General features: G+C 72.5%; 13 protein-coding genes. All 13 read right to left on the reverse strand.

Annotated elements, in window-relative coordinates:
* Positions 1–54: 54 nt before the first annotated feature.
* A complete protein-coding gene (locus LX12_RS18605) occupies positions 55–810 on the reverse strand; it encodes a YggS family pyridoxal phosphate-dependent enzyme (RefSeq protein ID WP_253656084.1) in 756 nt (251 codons plus the stop codon).
* Positions 807–1535 (reverse strand): peptidoglycan editing factor PgeF, encoded by a 729-nt coding sequence (pgeF, locus tag LX12_RS18610; RefSeq protein ID WP_372505093.1) that lies wholly within the window; start codon positions 1533–1535, stop codon positions 807–809. The genes LX12_RS18605 and pgeF overlap by 4 nt, the downstream gene beginning before the upstream one ends.
* Positions 1536–1540: 5 nt before the next feature.
* Positions 1541–2710, reverse strand: a complete 1170-nt coding sequence (gene ftsZ, locus LX12_RS18615; protein WP_253656085.1) for a cell division protein FtsZ — start codon at positions 2708–2710, stop codon at positions 1541–1543.
* Positions 2711–2939: 229 nt separating this feature from the next.
* Entirely contained in the window at positions 2940–4211 is a 1272-nt protein-coding gene (locus LX12_RS18620; RefSeq protein ID WP_253656086.1) for an HNH endonuclease signature motif containing protein, read from the reverse strand.
* Positions 4212–4382: 171 nt separating this feature from the next.
* Entirely contained in the window at positions 4383–5150 is a 768-nt protein-coding gene (locus LX12_RS18625; protein WP_253656087.1) for a cell division protein FtsQ/DivIB, read from the reverse strand.
* On the reverse strand, positions 5147–6640 hold the full coding sequence (gene murC, locus LX12_RS18630) for a UDP-N-acetylmuramate--L-alanine ligase (protein ID WP_253656088.1): 1494 nt from the start codon (positions 6638–6640) through the stop codon (positions 5147–5149). The genes LX12_RS18625 and murC overlap by 4 nt, the downstream gene beginning before the upstream one ends.
* Entirely contained in the window at positions 6637–7764 is a 1128-nt protein-coding gene (gene murG / locus LX12_RS18635) for an undecaprenyldiphospho-muramoylpentapeptide beta-N-acetylglucosaminyltransferase (RefSeq protein ID WP_372505110.1), read from the reverse strand. Before murG ends, murC begins: the two co-directional genes overlap by 4 nt.
* Positions 7758–9332 (reverse strand): putative lipid II flippase FtsW, encoded by a 1575-nt coding sequence (ftsW, locus tag LX12_RS18640; RefSeq protein ID WP_425581060.1) that lies wholly within the window; start codon positions 9330–9332, stop codon positions 7758–7760. Before ftsW ends, murG begins: the two co-directional genes overlap by 7 nt.
* Positions 9329–10873: a UDP-N-acetylmuramoyl-L-alanine--D-glutamate ligase gene (murD, locus tag LX12_RS18645; RefSeq protein WP_253656090.1), complete on the reverse strand. Its 1545-nt coding sequence runs from the start codon at positions 10871–10873 to the stop codon at positions 9329–9331. Before murD ends, ftsW begins: the two co-directional genes overlap by 4 nt.
* 1 nt (position 10874) lies before the next feature.
* A complete protein-coding gene (mraY, locus tag LX12_RS18650) occupies positions 10875–11972 on the reverse strand; it encodes a phospho-N-acetylmuramoyl-pentapeptide-transferase (protein ID WP_253656091.1) in 1098 nt (365 codons plus the stop codon).
* A 62-nt stretch (positions 11973–12034) separates the two neighbouring features.
* Positions 12035–12517, reverse strand: coding sequence for a UDP-N-acetylmuramoyl-tripeptide--D-alanyl-D-alanine ligase (locus tag LX12_RS18655; protein WP_253656092.1), 483 nt, complete (start codon positions 12515–12517; stop codon positions 12035–12037).
* Positions 12514–14121: a UDP-N-acetylmuramoyl-L-alanyl-D-glutamate--2,6-diaminopimelate ligase gene (locus LX12_RS18660; RefSeq protein ID WP_372505094.1), complete on the reverse strand. Its 1608-nt coding sequence runs from the start codon at positions 14119–14121 to the stop codon at positions 12514–12516. The genes LX12_RS18655 and LX12_RS18660 overlap by 4 nt, the downstream gene beginning before the upstream one ends.
* Before the next feature lie 91 nt (positions 14122–14212).
* Positions 14213–16159: a peptidoglycan D,D-transpeptidase FtsI family protein gene (locus LX12_RS18665; RefSeq protein ID WP_253656093.1), complete on the reverse strand. Its 1947-nt coding sequence runs from the start codon at positions 16157–16159 to the stop codon at positions 14213–14215.
* Between the last annotated feature and the right edge of the window lie 2 nt (positions 16160–16161).

Consider the following 16161-nt stretch of genomic DNA (forward strand, 5'->3'; position numbering starts at 1 on the left):
GAGTCCCGTGTGAAAACTGGTGTCGCTGATCCGCATGGTGCTCATGTGATTTGGCTACGGCGAGCGTAACGGCCGCTCTCCCAGGATCGCGGTACCGACACGCACGCATGTCGAGCCGTGTCGCACGGCGTCCTCGAGGTCCCCCGACATGCCGGCGGAGAACTCGACCGCCTCGGGGTGGGACGCGACCAGACGGGCGTGTGCGGTCGCCGCCTGCTCCATCCAGTGGGCCGGTGTGTGGGACTGCGGCGCGATGACCATCGACCCGCGCAGACGCAGTCCGTCGAGACCGGCGACGTGGTCGGCCAGGGCGTCGAGCTCGTCGAGGACGACGCCGCCGCGGTTCGAGTCCCCGTCGAGGTTGATCTGCACGAGGACGTCGAGGGGGCCGTCGCGGTCCCCCTCCTCACGGGCGGTCGCGACGCCGCGGGCCAGCGCGTCGGCGACGGCCTCGCGGTCGAGGGAGTGGACCCTGTCGGCCCATCGGGCCACCGACGTCGCCTTGCGGCGTTGCACCGTCCCGATCATGTCGAAGCGCACGGACTCGGCGACGGACTCACGCACCGCGGCGGCCTTTCGCCCCGCCTCGGGCTCGCGACTCTCCCCGAAGGCGCGGCAGCCGAGATCGACGAGGGCGCGCACATCCGACGCCGGATGGAACTTCGTGACGACCAGCAGCTCGATGTCGGCGACGTCGCGCCCGGCGTCACGGGCCGCCGCCGCGAGCCGCTCTCGTGCCGCGGTGAGGCCGGCTGTGAGTTCGGCGACGCGCTCCGGCGACGCGACGTCCGCCGGTTCGGGCTCGTTCACGCCGCCCCGTCGGGGTCGATCCAGATGACCGAGGCCAGTCGGCCGGTCGGCGCACCGCGCCGGTGGCTGAACAGCGTCGGGTCGGAGATGGTGCACCGCGGGTCGCTCGCGACGGCGGCGACCCCTGCGGACAACAACTGGCGCGCCAGACCGGCGCGGAGGTCGAGACCGCAGGTGCCCTGCCGGGTGCGGGTCGCGCTCCCGGGCAGGTGCTGTTCGACGTCCCGCTGCATCTCCGCGGGCACCTCGTAGCGCTCCCCGCTCGCGGCCGGCCCGAGGAATGCGCCGATACGGCCCATCTCGGCGCCGAGGCCCACCATCGCGTCCAGCACGCGCGGGATGATCCCGATCCGCGCACCGACGCGTCCGGCGTGGACGGCGGCGATGACGCCGGCCTCGTCGTCGGAGAGCAGGACGGGCACGCAGTCGGCGGTGAGCACGGCCAACGCCAGACCCGGCACCGCCGTGACGAGTGCGTCGGTCGCGGGCACCGCGTCGGTGCGCGGCCCGTCGACGACTTCTACCGCCCGTCCGTGGATCTGCTCCATCCAGACGAGGTGGTCGTCGGCGACACCGATCCGCTCGGCGAGCCGGGCACGGTTGGCCGCCACGGCGGCGGGGTCGTCGCCGACGTGGTCGCCGAGGTTGAACGAGTCGTAGGGCGCGACCGACACCCCACCCGCGCGGGTGGTGGTGACCCGGCGCACCCGCCCGGGACCGGTCACGGCGCTCAGCGCTTCATGAACGGCGGCACGTCGACGTCGTCGTCGTCGTCGAGCTGGACCGCGTTGCGGCGCGGCGCCGGCGCGTCGGCGAACGACTCGCCCCGCGACGGCGCGCTCGAGGAGAAGATCGCCTCCGACGCCGGGGCCGATCCCCCGACCGTCCCCGCGCTGGCGGACTCGACGGTCGCCCGACCGGCCGAGACCGTCTCCGACCGCCGGCGCTGCGGGGCACCGCCGTCGAAACCGGCCGCGATGACGGTCACCCGCACCTCGTCGCCGAGGTTGTCGTCGATGACCGTCCCGAAAATGATGTTCGCGTCCTCGTGGGCGGCTTCCTGGACCAGGGTCGCGGCGTTGTGGATCTCGAACAGACCCAGGTCGCTGCCTCCCGCGATCGACATGAGCACGCCGCGGGCGCCGTCCATGGACGCCTCGAGCAGCGGCGAGTTGATGGCCGCCTCGGCCGCCTTCTTCGCCCGGTCGTCACCACGCGCGGAGCCGATGCCCATCAGCGCGCTGCCCGCGTCTTTCATGACGCCCTTGACGTCGGCGAAGTCGACGTTGATGAGGCCGGGGGTGGTGATGAGGTCGGTGATGCCCTGCACGCCGTTGAGCAGGACCTCGTCGGCGCTGCGGAACGCGTCCATGAGCGACACGGCGGCGTCGCCGAGCTGCAGGAGCCGGTCGTTGGGGATGACGATGAGCGTGTCGCAGGACTCCCGCAGCGATGCGATGCCCGAATCCGCCTGCCCGCCACGACGCTTGCCCTCGAAGGAGAACGGTCGCGTCACGACGCCGACGGTGAGGGCGCCCATCTTGCGGGCGATGCTCGCGACGACGGGTGCACCGCCCGTGCCGGTCCCGCCGCCCTCGCCCGCGGTCACGAACACCATGTCGGCGCCCTTGAGCAGCTCCTCGATCTCGTCCTTGGCGTCCTCGGCCGCACGGCGTCCCACCTCCGGGTCCGCGCCGGCGCCCAGTCCGCGCGTGGAGTCACGGCCGACGTCGAGCTTCACGTCGGCGTCGCTCATCAACAGCGCCTGGGCGTCGGTGTTGATGGCGATGAACTCCACGCCCTTGAGGCCCTGCTCGATCATGCGGTTGACGGCGTTCACGCCACCACCGCCGATGCCGACGACCTTGATGACGGCCAGGTAGTTGTGCGGTGGCGTCATGAGACTCGCCTTCTCCTCGGGTCCTGCCCCCCGACCGGTGCGTGCCGGGGGTACGTCACCACCTCGCCCGACGAAAGTCTCAACCTCAACCACAGGTTCAGAGTTATGTCAAGTAGCGACGTGATGGGGGAAACGCTAGGCACGAGACCCGGTGTGGGCCAGGAGGCGCGCCGCGTGTCGCGCGTGTTCGCGGGAGAACCCGGGATCACATGTCCGTCGGCGGGATCGCTCACGCCGCCGCGGTGGATCCGCACACAGGGGCACGCGAGCGGTGGTCGTGTCCTGTTGGGGTGCGGATCCGTGCCTCGTGAGTGCCGTGGTCGTCGATGGCGGTGGTGACCGCCCAGCCGGGGTTCTCTTTCTGCAGGTTGTGGGTCCGACACAGGCCGTTCCCGTTCACGCTGTCGGTGGATCCGCCGTCGGCGTGGGGGTGGGCGTGGTCGATCTCGGCGATCGGGGCGTCGCAGTACGGCATCCGGCACGACACGTCGCGGCGGGTCATGAACCGCCGCAGGCCGGACGGGAAAATCCTGGCCCGAGATTCCATCGCGACCAGCGCGCCGGAGTCCGGGGCGGCGAACAGCTGTCGAATCGTCACCAGGGCGTCGGCGTCGAGCGCGTCGGCGATCAGCGACCGCGCAGTGTCAGCCGGGATCGGCCCGTAACCGGGAACGTCCGCCGCGGCGTCGGAGAACCCGACGAGCGCATCACCGGCGATCACGACGTCGACCGCGACGGGCAGGTCCTCCACCGCGGCCTTGCCGGTGAGTCGTTCGAGGAGGGTGTCGGCCATGACCTGCGCGTGGGTCCGGTCGCCGTCGCCCACCAGCCCGTCCGCGTACTGCTTCAACGCGGCGTACGCGGCGATACCTGCCTTCATGGGTAACAGCGCTGAGAGCTGCACCATCGCATCGGGTTTCGGACGAATCGTCACGCGGCGGTCCTTCGGCGCGCTGGCGTTGCGGTCCACCACGGCCTGCGGGTCCCGAGCGTAGGCAATCCGCTTGGCCAACGCCTCCAACGCCCGGTCCCCGACACCGTCGAGGGTCGCCGGGTCCGCGGACAGCACGTGATCGATCACGCGACGGTCCTCGACCTGCAGGTAGCCGGTCTCACGGACCAGGATCGTCGCCCGCCACTCCGACAGCGACCCATCTCGGAGGCGGGCGAACGTGTTCGGCATCTCGCCCATCGCCCGAGCAAACCCCAGATGCCGACCGCCGGCGGTGCCCGACACCCGCCGCGCCAACGCCACGTCACCCGACAACCCCCGACACCGCCGCTCGACCGGCACCCCGGCCTCCGCCTCGGCTGCCGACCGCAACTCCTGCAGACGCAGCGTCTGCTGTGCCTGCACCGCGGCACACGAGGACTTCACCGACTCCGCCAGCGAGATCAGATCGATCGCCGCAACCTCGGTGTCGGCCGCGGGCAACCCACCGAGCACAGTCAGCATCTCGCGCAGCACGTCCTGCGCGTCGACCGTGCCGGTGAGCTCCATACGGACATGTCTACCCGAGGGGTCCGACAACAGTTGCCGACGAAAGACTGTTGTGCACAACAATTTTCGGCATCGCAGTCACTCGCTTCCGCGTCACGTCGTGCCGATGCGGCCTCGCGTCGTGCCGATGTCGCGTCACGTCGTGCCGACGTCAGCGACAGCAGACCTCGATCAGCGGTACGTCGGGAACTGCGGCGCCGACACGTTGTACTCGGTGCCGTCCTGGGTGAGGAGATAGCCGAGGGTGCGTGCCTTGGCCGCGCCGTCCTCGTCGTCGCCCCAGATGACCTTCTTGTCGCCGGCGAGCGTCAGCTGCACCCCGGCGACGCCGTCGGCACCGATTTCGGTGACACGGGACCGCAGGTCGGCCGGGAGTCCGGCGACCACGGACAGCGCGGCGCGATCGGCTGCGGTGTCGGTCGACCGGTCGTCGGTGAGACGCGGCAGTCGCGGCAGCGCCTTCTGTCGGTCGAAGTCGACGCCGTCGACGTCGACGAGGTGCCACGAGCCGTTGCGCGCGACGAATGCCACGGCGACCCGCTCCTGCACGGTGATGTCGATGCCCGACGGATACGAGCGCTGCACCCGCACCGACTTCACCCGCGGGATGGCCGCGATCCGCTCGGCGGCCGGGGTGGTGTCGACCTGCAGCAGCGGGGTGCCCATGCGGATCTGCGAGGTCGCGACGATCTGTGCGGGGTCGAGGACCTGTGTCCCGGACACGTCGATCGACCGCACCGACATGATCGGAGTGAAGTAGGAGGCGAGCGCGGCACCGATCAGGACGAGGATCGCGACGATCGTCCCGACGAGGCGCTTCACCCCGCCGACGGGGCGACGTCCACGCCGGTCCCGACGGTCGACCGGTCGTCGGTCTGCCCTGGGCTCGCCGTCGTCGTCCCGGTCGAGGTCGCGGTCGTCGGTGAGCGATGCGGTCATCGGAGATCTCCCTTGTCCGTCTCGTCCCGGTCCGCCAGCGCGGCGACGATCTCGGGGGCCTGCATGGTGATGTCGCCGGCGCCGAGGGTGAGCACGACGTCCCCGGGGCGGGCCAGGTCGGCGACGGTGCGCGCGACCTCGGACAGGTCGGCGACGTAGGTGGTCGAGGCGCGGACGCGGTCGGCGATCGTCCGTCCGGTGACCCCGTCGAGAGGTTCCTCGCGGGCCCCGTAGACGTCGAGCACGACGACCTCGTCGGCGCCGTCGAGTGCTGCCGCGAACTCGTCGGCGAAGGTGGCGGTGCGCGAGTACAGATGCGGCTGGAACACGGCGACGACGCGACCGCCCGTGGTCTGCTCGGCGAGTTCGCGGGCCGCGGTGACCACGGCGGCGACCTCCGTCGGATGGTGGGCGTAGTCGTCGTACACCGACACCCCGGCGGCGCGGCCGCGCAGCTGGAAGCGGCGGTGCACCCCGGTGAACGACTCGATGCCGGCGACGGCCCCGTCGACGGGTGCGCCCGAGCACACCGCGGCGGCGATCGCCCCGAGTGCGTTGAGGGTCATGTGGATCCCGGGCACGCCCACCGTGATGGTGTGCTCACCGGGACCGGTGCCGTCGAGGTCGATGACGACGCGTCCGCGCCCGCCGGACCCGTGCGCGGACCAGTCACGCAGGCGCACAGCATGATCGACGTCCGGCACGCGGTCTGCGTGCAGGCCGCGCCCGTAGCCGATCACCCGCACGCCGCGATCGAGCAGACGCGACGCGGTCCGCTGTGCCAGCGCCACCGACCCCTCGTCGTCGAGGCACACCACGACAACGCCGCCCGGGGCGAGCCGGTCGAGGAAGGCGTCGAAGACGGCGACGTAGGCCTCGACCGTGCCGAAGTGGTCGAGGTGGTCGGCCTCGACGTTGGTCACGACGACGACGTCGGGGCGGTAGGCCAGCAGCGAGCCGTCGCTCTCGTCGGCCTCGGCCACGAACACCTCGCCGGAGCCGTGGTGGGCGTTGGTGCCCGACTCGTTCAGCTCCCCGCCGACGGCGAAGGACGGGTCGAGACCACAGTGCTGCAGTGCCACCACGGTCATCGACGTGGTCGAGGTCTTGCCATGGGTACCCGCGATGAGGGTGGTGCGGTACGGCGCCATCAGGTCGGCGAGCACCTGCGGGCGCAGGATCACCGGGATGCCGCGCCGGTTCGCCTCCACCAGTTCGGGATTCGTCTTCGGGATGGCGGCGTGGGTCGTCACCACGACGGTGGGCCCACCGTCGAGCAGGTCCAGGGCCGAGGGGTCGTGCCCGACGCGGATGACCGCGCCGCGCGCCCGCAGCGCCATCACGCCGCGTCCGTCCTTGGCGTCGGATCCGGACACCTGCGCACCGCGGGCGAGCAGGATCCGCGCCAGCCCCGACATCCCGGCTCCCCCGATGCCGACCATGTGGACACGGCGCAGCTGCTCGGGCAGCGGTGCACCGCCGGTGCTCATCGCCGCCCCCGGTGGGCGCGCGCCGCCTCCAGTCCGGCCCGGGCGACCACCGCGGCCGCGTCGCGGTGGCCGACACCGGCTGCGGCACGTGACATCTCGGCGAGTCGAGCGGCGTCGGTGAGCAGGTCGACGACCTCGGTGGACACACGGTCGGTGGTGAGGTCGGCGTCGTCGACGAGCAGCCCTCCCCCGGCCTGCACGACCGGTAGCGCGTTGAGTCGCTGCTCGCCGTTGCCGTGCGGGAGCGGGACGTAGATCGCGGGCAGCCCCGTGGCGGAGATCTCGGCGACGGTCATGGCGCCGGACCGGCAGAGGACGAGATCGGCTGCGGCGTAGGCGAGATCCATCCGCTTGAGGTAGCCGACGGCGACGTAGGGCGGTGCCCCGGCCGGCGACGACGGCGACACGGTGTTCTTCGGCCCGTGGGCATGCAGGACACCGATCCCCGCGCGGCCCAACGCCTCCGCCGACGACGCGACCGCCTCGTTGATGGTCCGCGCCCCCTGGGACCCGCCGAAGACCAGGAGGGTCGGTGCGTCGGGGTCGAGGCCGAAGTAGTGCCGTGCCTGCGCGCGCACCGCACCGCGGTCGAGGGTGGTCAGCGAGCCTCGGACGGGGATCCCGACGACCTCGGCGTCGAGGCCGGAACCGTCCACGGCGGCCAGCACGCGGTCCGCCAGTCGGGCACCGACACGGTTGGCGATGCCGGCGCTGGCGTTCGCCTCGTGGACGACGACGGGGATCCGCGACCGCCGGGCCACCTTCTCGCGCGCGGCGATGTAGGCGGGCAGGGCGACGTACCCGCCGAACCCGATCACCACGTCGGCGTCGACCGCGTCGAGCACCCGACGCGCGGCGCGCACCGAGGCACGCAGACGTAGCGGGACGGCCGCGAGGTCGCGGGACAGCTTGCGCGGCAACGGGACCGGCGGGATCAGTTCGAGGTCGTAGCCGCGGTCGGGGACGATCGTCGTCTCCAACCCACGCGCGGTGCCGAGCGCGGTGATGCGGGTGTCCGGCGCGAGTCGACGCACGGCGTCGGCGACGGCGAGGGCGGGTTCGATGTGACCGGCGGTCCCGCCCCCGGCGACCACCACCGACAGCGGACCGTCCGCGGTCACCACCGGGTCCCCGGCGGGCCGGGCCACCGGTCGCCACCGACCGACGAGCGGTTACGTGCCCGGGGCACCGGGACAGGCCGCGCCGATCGCCATCCCGGGTCGTCCCAGGTCGGCTCGGGGGCGGGGCGTCGACGCGGCTGCGGCGCCGGGGCCTGCTGTCCGAACCCGAAATACGCTACGGGGCCGCGGCGTCGACCTCGCGCGTCGGGCGCGCGGCGGACGTCGCCCCGCGGAGGGACCTGCCCGGTCCGTCGTGTCGGACGAGGTGCGGGCCCGGTCGCGGCACGACGTGCGCGCCACTGCTGCACCCGCGGCGGGACGTAGGTCTCGGGCTGCGGGAGCCGCAGGAACCGGCCGAGGCGCCCGTCACCGGTCGCGGCCAACGCGGCGACGGCCTCGGGCTCGTGGCGGGCGGCGTTGGCCAGCAGCCCCAGCATGACGAGGACCGTGAACGTCGAGGTGCCACCGGCGGACAGCAACGGCAGCTGGATCCCGGTGACCGGCAGCAACCCGATGACGTAGCCGATGTTGATGAGCGCCTGGACGCTGATGAGCACCGTGATCGCCGCGGTCATCATGCGCAGGAACGGGTCCACCGCACGCAGCGCGATCCGCAGGCCCACGAACGCGAGCAGCACGAACAACGCGATGACGGTCAGCCCGCCGAGCAGGCCGAGCTCCTCGCCGATGATCGCGAAGATGAAGTCGTTGTGCGCGTTGGGCAAGTAGTTCCACTTGGCCCGGCTCTGTCCGAGACCCTGGCCGAACAGCCCGCCGTTGGCGAGGGCGTAGCGGGCCTGTCGGGCCTGGTAGCCGGCGCCCTGCGGGTCGTCGATGTTGCCCAGGAAGCTCTGCACGCGCTGCGAGCGGTAGCCCTCGACGAGGGCGAGGACGACGGCGAGCGCGGCGCCGGTGACCACGAACATCACGAACACCCGGATGTGCAGGCCCGCGAACCACAGCAGGGTGCCCACGATGATCGCGATGGTGATCGTGGTGGAGAGGTTGGGCTCCAGGATGATCAGGGTACAGACGAGGAACGCGACCGGTACCAGCGGCACCAGGAGTTCCTTGAGCGACGCCTGCTCCCGCAGCCGCGACGAGAGCAGGTGGGCGCCCCACACGCACAGGGCCAGCTTCACCAGCTCCGAGGGCTGGACGGAGAAGCCGGCGACGACGAACCAGCGCCGCGCGCCGTTGCTCAGCGTGCCGACGCCGGGGATGAGGACCAGCGCGAGCAGCACGGTGGTGACGACGATCATCGGCGCGGCGAGCCGCCGGATGTGGCGGACGGGCACACGCAGCGCGACGTAGAACAGGACCGATCCCAGGATCGCGAAGACGACCTGGGTGGCGAAGAGGCCGTACGCGGACCCGTCGCGGGAGTAGCCCTCCACCGAGGACGCGGAGAGCACCATGACGAGACCGAAGACGGTCAGGATCACCGCGAGGGTCACGATCAGGTGGAACGAGGCCAGCGGTCGCCGCAGGATCGGGTCGACGATGCCGCGGGGGATCTCCCACCACCCGGCGACCCGCGAGGTGCGGTCGGATGTCGGGGTCGCGGTCACGCGCGGACCTCCGCGGTGGCCCCACACGCGATCGCCCCGGCGGCGAAGGCGTCACCGCGGGCCCCGTAGCCGGGGAACATGTCGAGGGATGCGGCCGCGGGCGCGAGGAGCACGGCGTCGACGGGTTCCGGGGAGGTCCCGACGAGCGCGTGCGCTGCGGCGACGGCGGCGGCCATCACCTGGTCCGCAGCGGTCGTCGACCCGTCGGCCGGGTGCGCCGACGCCGCGGCGGCCGCCGCCTGCGCACGGTCGACGGCGGTGTCGTCGGCTCCGGACACGACCGGCATGGCGTTCACCCGGCCATCGTCCCCTGTGAACAGTGTGACTGTTGGGATTGCAGGGGCGTGTCGCGTGATCGCGGCGGCGATCACGTCGCGGTCGACGCCGAGCAGGACCGCACCCGCGACGCGGTCCGCCACCGCGAGCACCAGGTCGTCGACGGCCGCGCCCTTGAGCTGCCCTCCCCCGACGAGGACGACGCGGCGGCGTGCGGCGACCGAGGCCTGGGCGGCGTGGGGGTTGGTGGCCTTGGAGTCGTCGACGGCGACGACGTCGCCCCACCGCGCGACGACCTCGCCGCGGTGGCGGCCCGGCACGAACCCGGACAGACCGTCGGCGACCGTGGCGGGGTCGATCCCGATGCCGAGGCACAGGGCGGCCGCCGCGGTGGCGTCGGCGACGCCCGGCGGCCCGGGGGGACGCAGCCCGGCGACGGGGACGACGCGGCGGGGTGTGCGACCTGGACCGAACGCGCGGTCGACGATGTGTCCGTCGGCGACACCCACCTCCCCGTCGGCGGGCGGTCCGAGTCGCGTTCGGACGGTCCGGCCGTCGGGGGTCGTCGCCGACATCGACCCCGCGACCGGGTCGTCGCCGCCGACCACCGCCAGCGGGCCCCGCAGGGCGCCGGCCTTGGCCGCGACGTAGGCGTCCATCGACCCGTGCCAGTCGAGGTGGTCCTCGGCGATGTTGAGCACCACACCGGCGGCCGGGGTCACCGAGGGCGCCCAGAACAGCTGGAACGACGACAGTTCCGCGGCGAGGACGTCGACCCGGGGCTCGGCGACGAGGGCGTCGAGCACGGGCAGTCCGATGTTGCCGCAGGCGGCGACGGTGTGCGGCGAGCGCTCGACGACGGCCTCGACCATGGAGGTGGTCGTCGTCTTGCCGTTGGTCCCGGTCACGACGATCCACGTGCGCGGCGGGCCCAGCAGGCCGGAGACGTCGACGTGCCAGGCCAGCTCGACCTCGCCCCACACCGGCACGCCGGACGCCCGCGCCGCCGCGACGACGCCGGACTCCGGCCGGAAACCGGGCGACACCACCAGCAGGTCGGCGTCGAGGACACCGTCGCCCACCACCGCAGCGGTCGGCACGACGTCCAGACCGGCGAGCGCGGCGCCGGCGCGGTCGTCGACCACGACGACGTGCGCACCGCGGTCGGCGAGGAAGCGTGCCGCCGACGCACCCGCGGTCCCGGCACCCGCCACGACGACGCGCAGGGACCCGATGTCGGTGAGCAGAGCCGCGTGCCCGCTCACGTCAGCCACCGTTGGTGGTGAGGAACTCGCTGTAGAACAGGGACAGGCCGAGGGCACACGCGATGGCGGTCAGCAGCCAGAAGCGGATGATGACGGTCGTCTCCGCCCACCCGCCGAGCTCGAAGTGATGGTGGAAGGGCGCCATCCGGAACACGCGTCGGCCGGTGGTGCGGAAGAACGCGATCTGCATGACCACCGAGACGATCTCGGCGACGAACAGCGCACCGAGGACGACGGCGAGCAACTCGGTGCGCGTCGTGATCGACAGCCCGGCGAGCATGCCGCCCAGCGCCAGCGATCCGGTGTCGCCCATGAAGATCTTGGCCGGCGCCGCGTTCCACCACAGGAACCCCAGACAGGCGCCGCCCCCGGCGACGGCGATCAGCGCGAGATCGAGGGGGTCGCGGACGTCGTAGCACCCGGAACTGACGTCGGCGCCGAGCTTCGGGCCGCCGGAGCAGGCGTTGCGGTACTGCCAGAACGTGACGAGCACGTAGGAGCCCAGGACCATCGCCATCGACCCGGCCGCGAGGCCGTCGAGGCCATCGGTGAAGTTCACCGCGTTCGACCACGCCGCCACCACGAGCCAGCAGAAGACGACGAACGCGACCGACCCGAGCGTGACGGCGTTGATGTCCCGGACATAGGAGAGCTTCACCGAGGCGGGTGCGTCGCCGTTGCCGTTGCGGAACTGCAGCGCGAGGACACCGAACAGCAGCGCCGCGACGAGCTGCCCCACCGACTTCGCGGTCTTGTTCAGGCCCAGGTTGCGCTGCTTGCGGATCTTGATGAAGTCGTCGAGGAAGCCGACACCACCCAGGACCGTCGCCAGACCGAGGACGAGCATCCCCGACGCGCTCGGACCCTGACCGCCGTTGATCAGGCCGGTGAGGTGGGCGGCCCAGTAGCCCGCCCACAGGGCCGCGATGATCGCGACGCCGCCCATCGAGGGGGTGCCGCGCTTGGTCTGATGGCTCTGCGGTCCCTCGACGCGGATCTCCTGACCGAAGCCCTGTCGCGAGAAGACCTTGATCAGGACCGGGGTCAGCAGGATCGACACCGCGAGCGCGACCGCGCCGCCCACCAGGATCTGCGTCACCTACGTCGTCCCCATCGTCGCCATCGTCCCCGCGGGTGCGGGCCGGAACCCTCCACGAGGCGTCACGGTCGGGCCGTGCACCGTTCGTCATCCAACAATGTCCGCGCCAGCCGGGACAACTCGGCCCCGCCACCGGCCACGAGCACCACGTCGCCGGCGCCGAGTTCGGCGTCGAGGGTCTCCCAGGCCGCGTCGGCGTCGGCCACGAGGCGGGCCTCGTCGCCCCAGGAGCCCTCCATGACCGCGCCCTGGTGCAGGGCCCGCACCCATCGCGACTCCCCGACCGACACGGTGGTGTCGACGGCCAGACGCACCGCACGGCGTCCGACGCGGTCGTGCGCGACGGCCCGGTCCGACCCGGTGGCGTCGTCGGTCTCCTCGACGTCGAGGTCGCCGAGCACCGCCCAGGTGCGGGCCGGACCGTCGGGGACGACGCGCGCACGGGCGGTGCGCACGAGATCGGCGAGGGCGTCGGAGACGTCGTCGGGGCCGGCGGGGGCGCCGGACCGGTCGATCACCCAGACGGTGCTGTCCTCGGCGGTCATGTGGCGTCCTCCCCTTCCTCGGTCCGTCCCGCGAGCGCCTCGACGGCCTCGGCCACGACGGCACGGTCGTCGAACGGTGACTTCACCCCGGCCACCTCCTGGCCGGTCTCGTGGCCCTTGCCGGCCACGAGCACGACGTCGCCGGGGCGGGCCCAGGCCACCGCATGGGCGATCGCCGCCGCGCGGTCGCCGATCTCGACGACCTCCTCCGCACCGACCGGACGCTCGTCGGGGTCGACGCCCTCGGCACCGGCGCGCACCGCGGCCCGGATCAGGGCCGGGTCCTCGTCGCGGGGGTTGTCGTCGGTGACGACGACGAGGTGGGCACCCCGCGCGGCGGCCGCGCCCATCAGGGGTCGCTTGCCGACGTCGCGGTTGCCGCCGGCCCCGACCACGACGGCCAGCCGACCCTGCGTCTGTCCGCGCAGGGTCGCGATCACCGCGTCGAGCGCAGCGGGCTTGTGGGCGTAGTCGACGACGGCGAGGAAGTCCTGGCCGCGGTCGACGAGTTCGACGCGTCCGGGCACCCGGACCTCGGCGATGCCGCGGGCGGCGTCGCCGATCGTCACCCCGGCCGCGTCGGCCACGGCGAGCGCGATGACCGCATTGGCGACGTTGTAGCGGCCCGGCAGCGGGACGGACAGGGTGTGGGTCTCCCCCATCGGCGCGCGGACGGTCACGGCCTGCGACCCGTCGTCGCGCAGTCGGGACGGTCCGGCGAACCACGCGGCCGCGCTGTGACGTGTCGACGTGGTGATCGCGCCGTGGCCGACCATCGACGCGAGCCGCTCACCCCACTCGTCGTCGACGCAGATCACCGCGCGCGCAGCGTGTTCGGGCGCCTCCGCCACGAAAAGCCGCGATTTCGCCTCGAAGTAGTCCAGCATCGTCGGGTGGAAGTCGAGGTGGTCCTGCGACAGGTTCGTGAACGCACCGATCGCGAAATGCGCTCCACGGACGCGTCCCAACGCGAGGGCGTGGCTCGACACCTCCATGACGACGGTGTCGACACCCTGTTCCACCATCGCGGCGAGCATGGCCTGCAGGGTCGGCGCCTCCGGCGTGGTGAGCGAACTGGGCTGTCGCACACCGGCGATGCGGGTCTCGACGGTGCCGATCAGGCCGACGCGCTGCCCGGCCGCCATCAGGGCCGACTCGAGCATGTAGCTCGTCGTGGTCTTGCCCGAGGTGCCGGTGATCCCGATGAGCCGCAGCCGTCGCGACGGCTCCCCGTAGACGCGGGCACTGACGGCGCCCAGGACACTGCGCGGGTCGGGGTGCACAAGGACGGCGACGGTGGTGCCCGGAGGCACCGACGTCTCGAGCAGGGACGCTCCGGCGGTGTCGGTGAGGACCGCCGCAGCCCCGGCGTCGATCGCGTCGACCGCGAACTGCGCGCCGTGCACCCGTGCGCCGGGCAGCGCCGCGAACAGGTCACCGGCGGCGACGTCCTGGGCCCGCAGCGTCGCGCCGGTGACGGTCGTCGCCGTGGTGGCGCCGCCGAGCAGGTCGAGGCGGGCGGACACCGCGGTGGCGATCGCGTCGACGGCGACCGGGGTGACCGAGGCCGGGCGCAGCACCGATCGCGACGTCCCCTCGCTCACCCGATCACCACTCCTGTCGACCACGCCGCCCCGCACCGGGTGCGGGCTCTCCCGAGCACGTCAGCCTACGCGGGCCGCCACGGACGACCCGTCAGGTCGCCTGCAGGATCATCTCGGGCGCCGGCCGCGCCGACATCGGCACGTGCTCGCGCTGCAGCATCCACGACGCGATCGTCTCGAACAGCGGTGCCGCGGACTGGCCGCCGCTGCCGTCGCTGCTCCGCGACGGGTTGTCCAGCATGATCCCGACGACGAACCGCGGGTCGTCGGCCGGGGTGATCCCCGCGAAGGTGATGTTGTAGCTGGAGTTCGAGTAGCAGCCGCAGTTCGGGTCGACCTGCTGGGCGGTTCCCGTCTTGGCGCTCACCTGGTACCCCGGCACCGCACCCTTCGAGCCGGTGCCCTGCTGCTCGCCCATCGGGTCCTTCTGCACGATGGCGCGGAACATGTCCCGCACGGTCTGCGCGGTCTGCGGGCTGACCACCCGGACACCCGCCGGCGGCGCGGTGGGGTCGTCGGATCCCGTCGCCCGCACGATGCGCGGGGGTACGCGGACCCCGTCGTTGGCGATGGCCTGGTACATGCTCGTCATCTGCAGCAGCGTCATCGACAGGCCCTGCCCGATCGGCAGGTTGGCGAATGTGCCGCCCGACCACTGGCTGCGCGCCGGGACGTCGCCGGCGCTCTCGCCGGGGAGGCCGACCTGGGTCCGCTGACCGAGTCCGAACTTCTGCAGCAGCGCCGCGTACCGGTCCTCGCCGACCTTCTGCGCGAGCATCAGGGTGCCGACGTTCGACGACTTCCCGAAGATGCCGGTCGTCGTGTACGGGGCGACACCGTGCTCCCAGGCGTCGTGGACGGTCACACCGGACATCTGGATGCTGCCCGGGACCTGGTGCACCTGGGTGGGGGTGGTCAGGCCGTACTCGATGGCGGCGGACGCGGTCACGATCTTGTTGACCGACCCGGGCTCGAAGGGCGACGTCACCGGCAGGTTGCCCAGCTGTGCGTCCTGCTGCTGCCCCAGGGGCTTCGACGCGTCGAAGGTGCCGTCGTTGGCCATGGCGAGCACCTCACCGGTGTGCGCGTCGAGCACCACCGCGGAGGCGTTCTTCGCCCCCGACAGCTGCTTGGCCTTCTGCACCTGCGCCTGCACGAACCACTGGATGTCGGAGTCGATGGTCAGCTCGACGCGGCGTCCGTCCACCGCGGGGTGCACGTTGCGGGTGCTGCCGGGGATCACCGCGCCGTCGCTGCCGCGGTCGTACGTCTTCGACCCGTCGGTGCCGTGCAGTGTCGAGTCCATCGACGACTCGAGGCCGATGAGGCCGTTGCCGTCGAAGTCGACGTCGCCGACGACGTTCGCGGCCAGCGACCCGCCCGGGTACAGGCGGATGTCCTGGCGTTCGGCGCCGACCTCGGGGAAGTCGTCGGTGATCTTGGTGGCGACCGACATGCCCACGGAGCGCGCGAGGTACACGAACGGCTGCGAGCTGGTGAGCTCGGACATCAACGACTCGCGGGACACCGCCCCGCCCAGGGCGGTGTAGACCCCGTCGGCGATCTGTCGGATGCGCGTCGAGGCGTCGGGGGCGGCGGGGTCCTTCGCGTGCGCGGCGTCCATCGCGGCGCGTTCCTTCACCGGCTGGAAGGTCAGGGCGCGCGCTTCCTCGGTGTAGGCGATGGGCTTCCCGTTGCGGTCGACGATGGGCCCGCGCTTGGCCGCGAGGACCTCGGTCACCGCGCGCTGGTCGGCCGCCTGCGCCGACAACGACGAGGACTCGAAGATCTGCAGCGACACAAGCTTCCCCGCGACGAGCACGACGGCGAGCCCGAGGACGAGCGCGCCGATCCGGGTGCGGGTGACGAACTGGGGCACGGCGGTGCGGACACGGGCGCCGGCGCTGACGCGACCGTCGCCGCGGATGCTGCCCGAGTGCGGCCGTCCGGCACGCGGCGGCGCGTCGTCCCGGTTGCGCGCGCCCGAGGAGGCCTTGCGCGCGCCGGACGGCGGGCGACGGGTGCGTGTGGTGCTCATGT

The organism is Williamsia serinedens (assembly GCF_024171725.1).
GTDB classification, from domain to species: domain Bacteria; phylum Actinomycetota; class Actinomycetes; order Mycobacteriales; family Mycobacteriaceae; genus Williamsia_A; species Williamsia_A serinedens.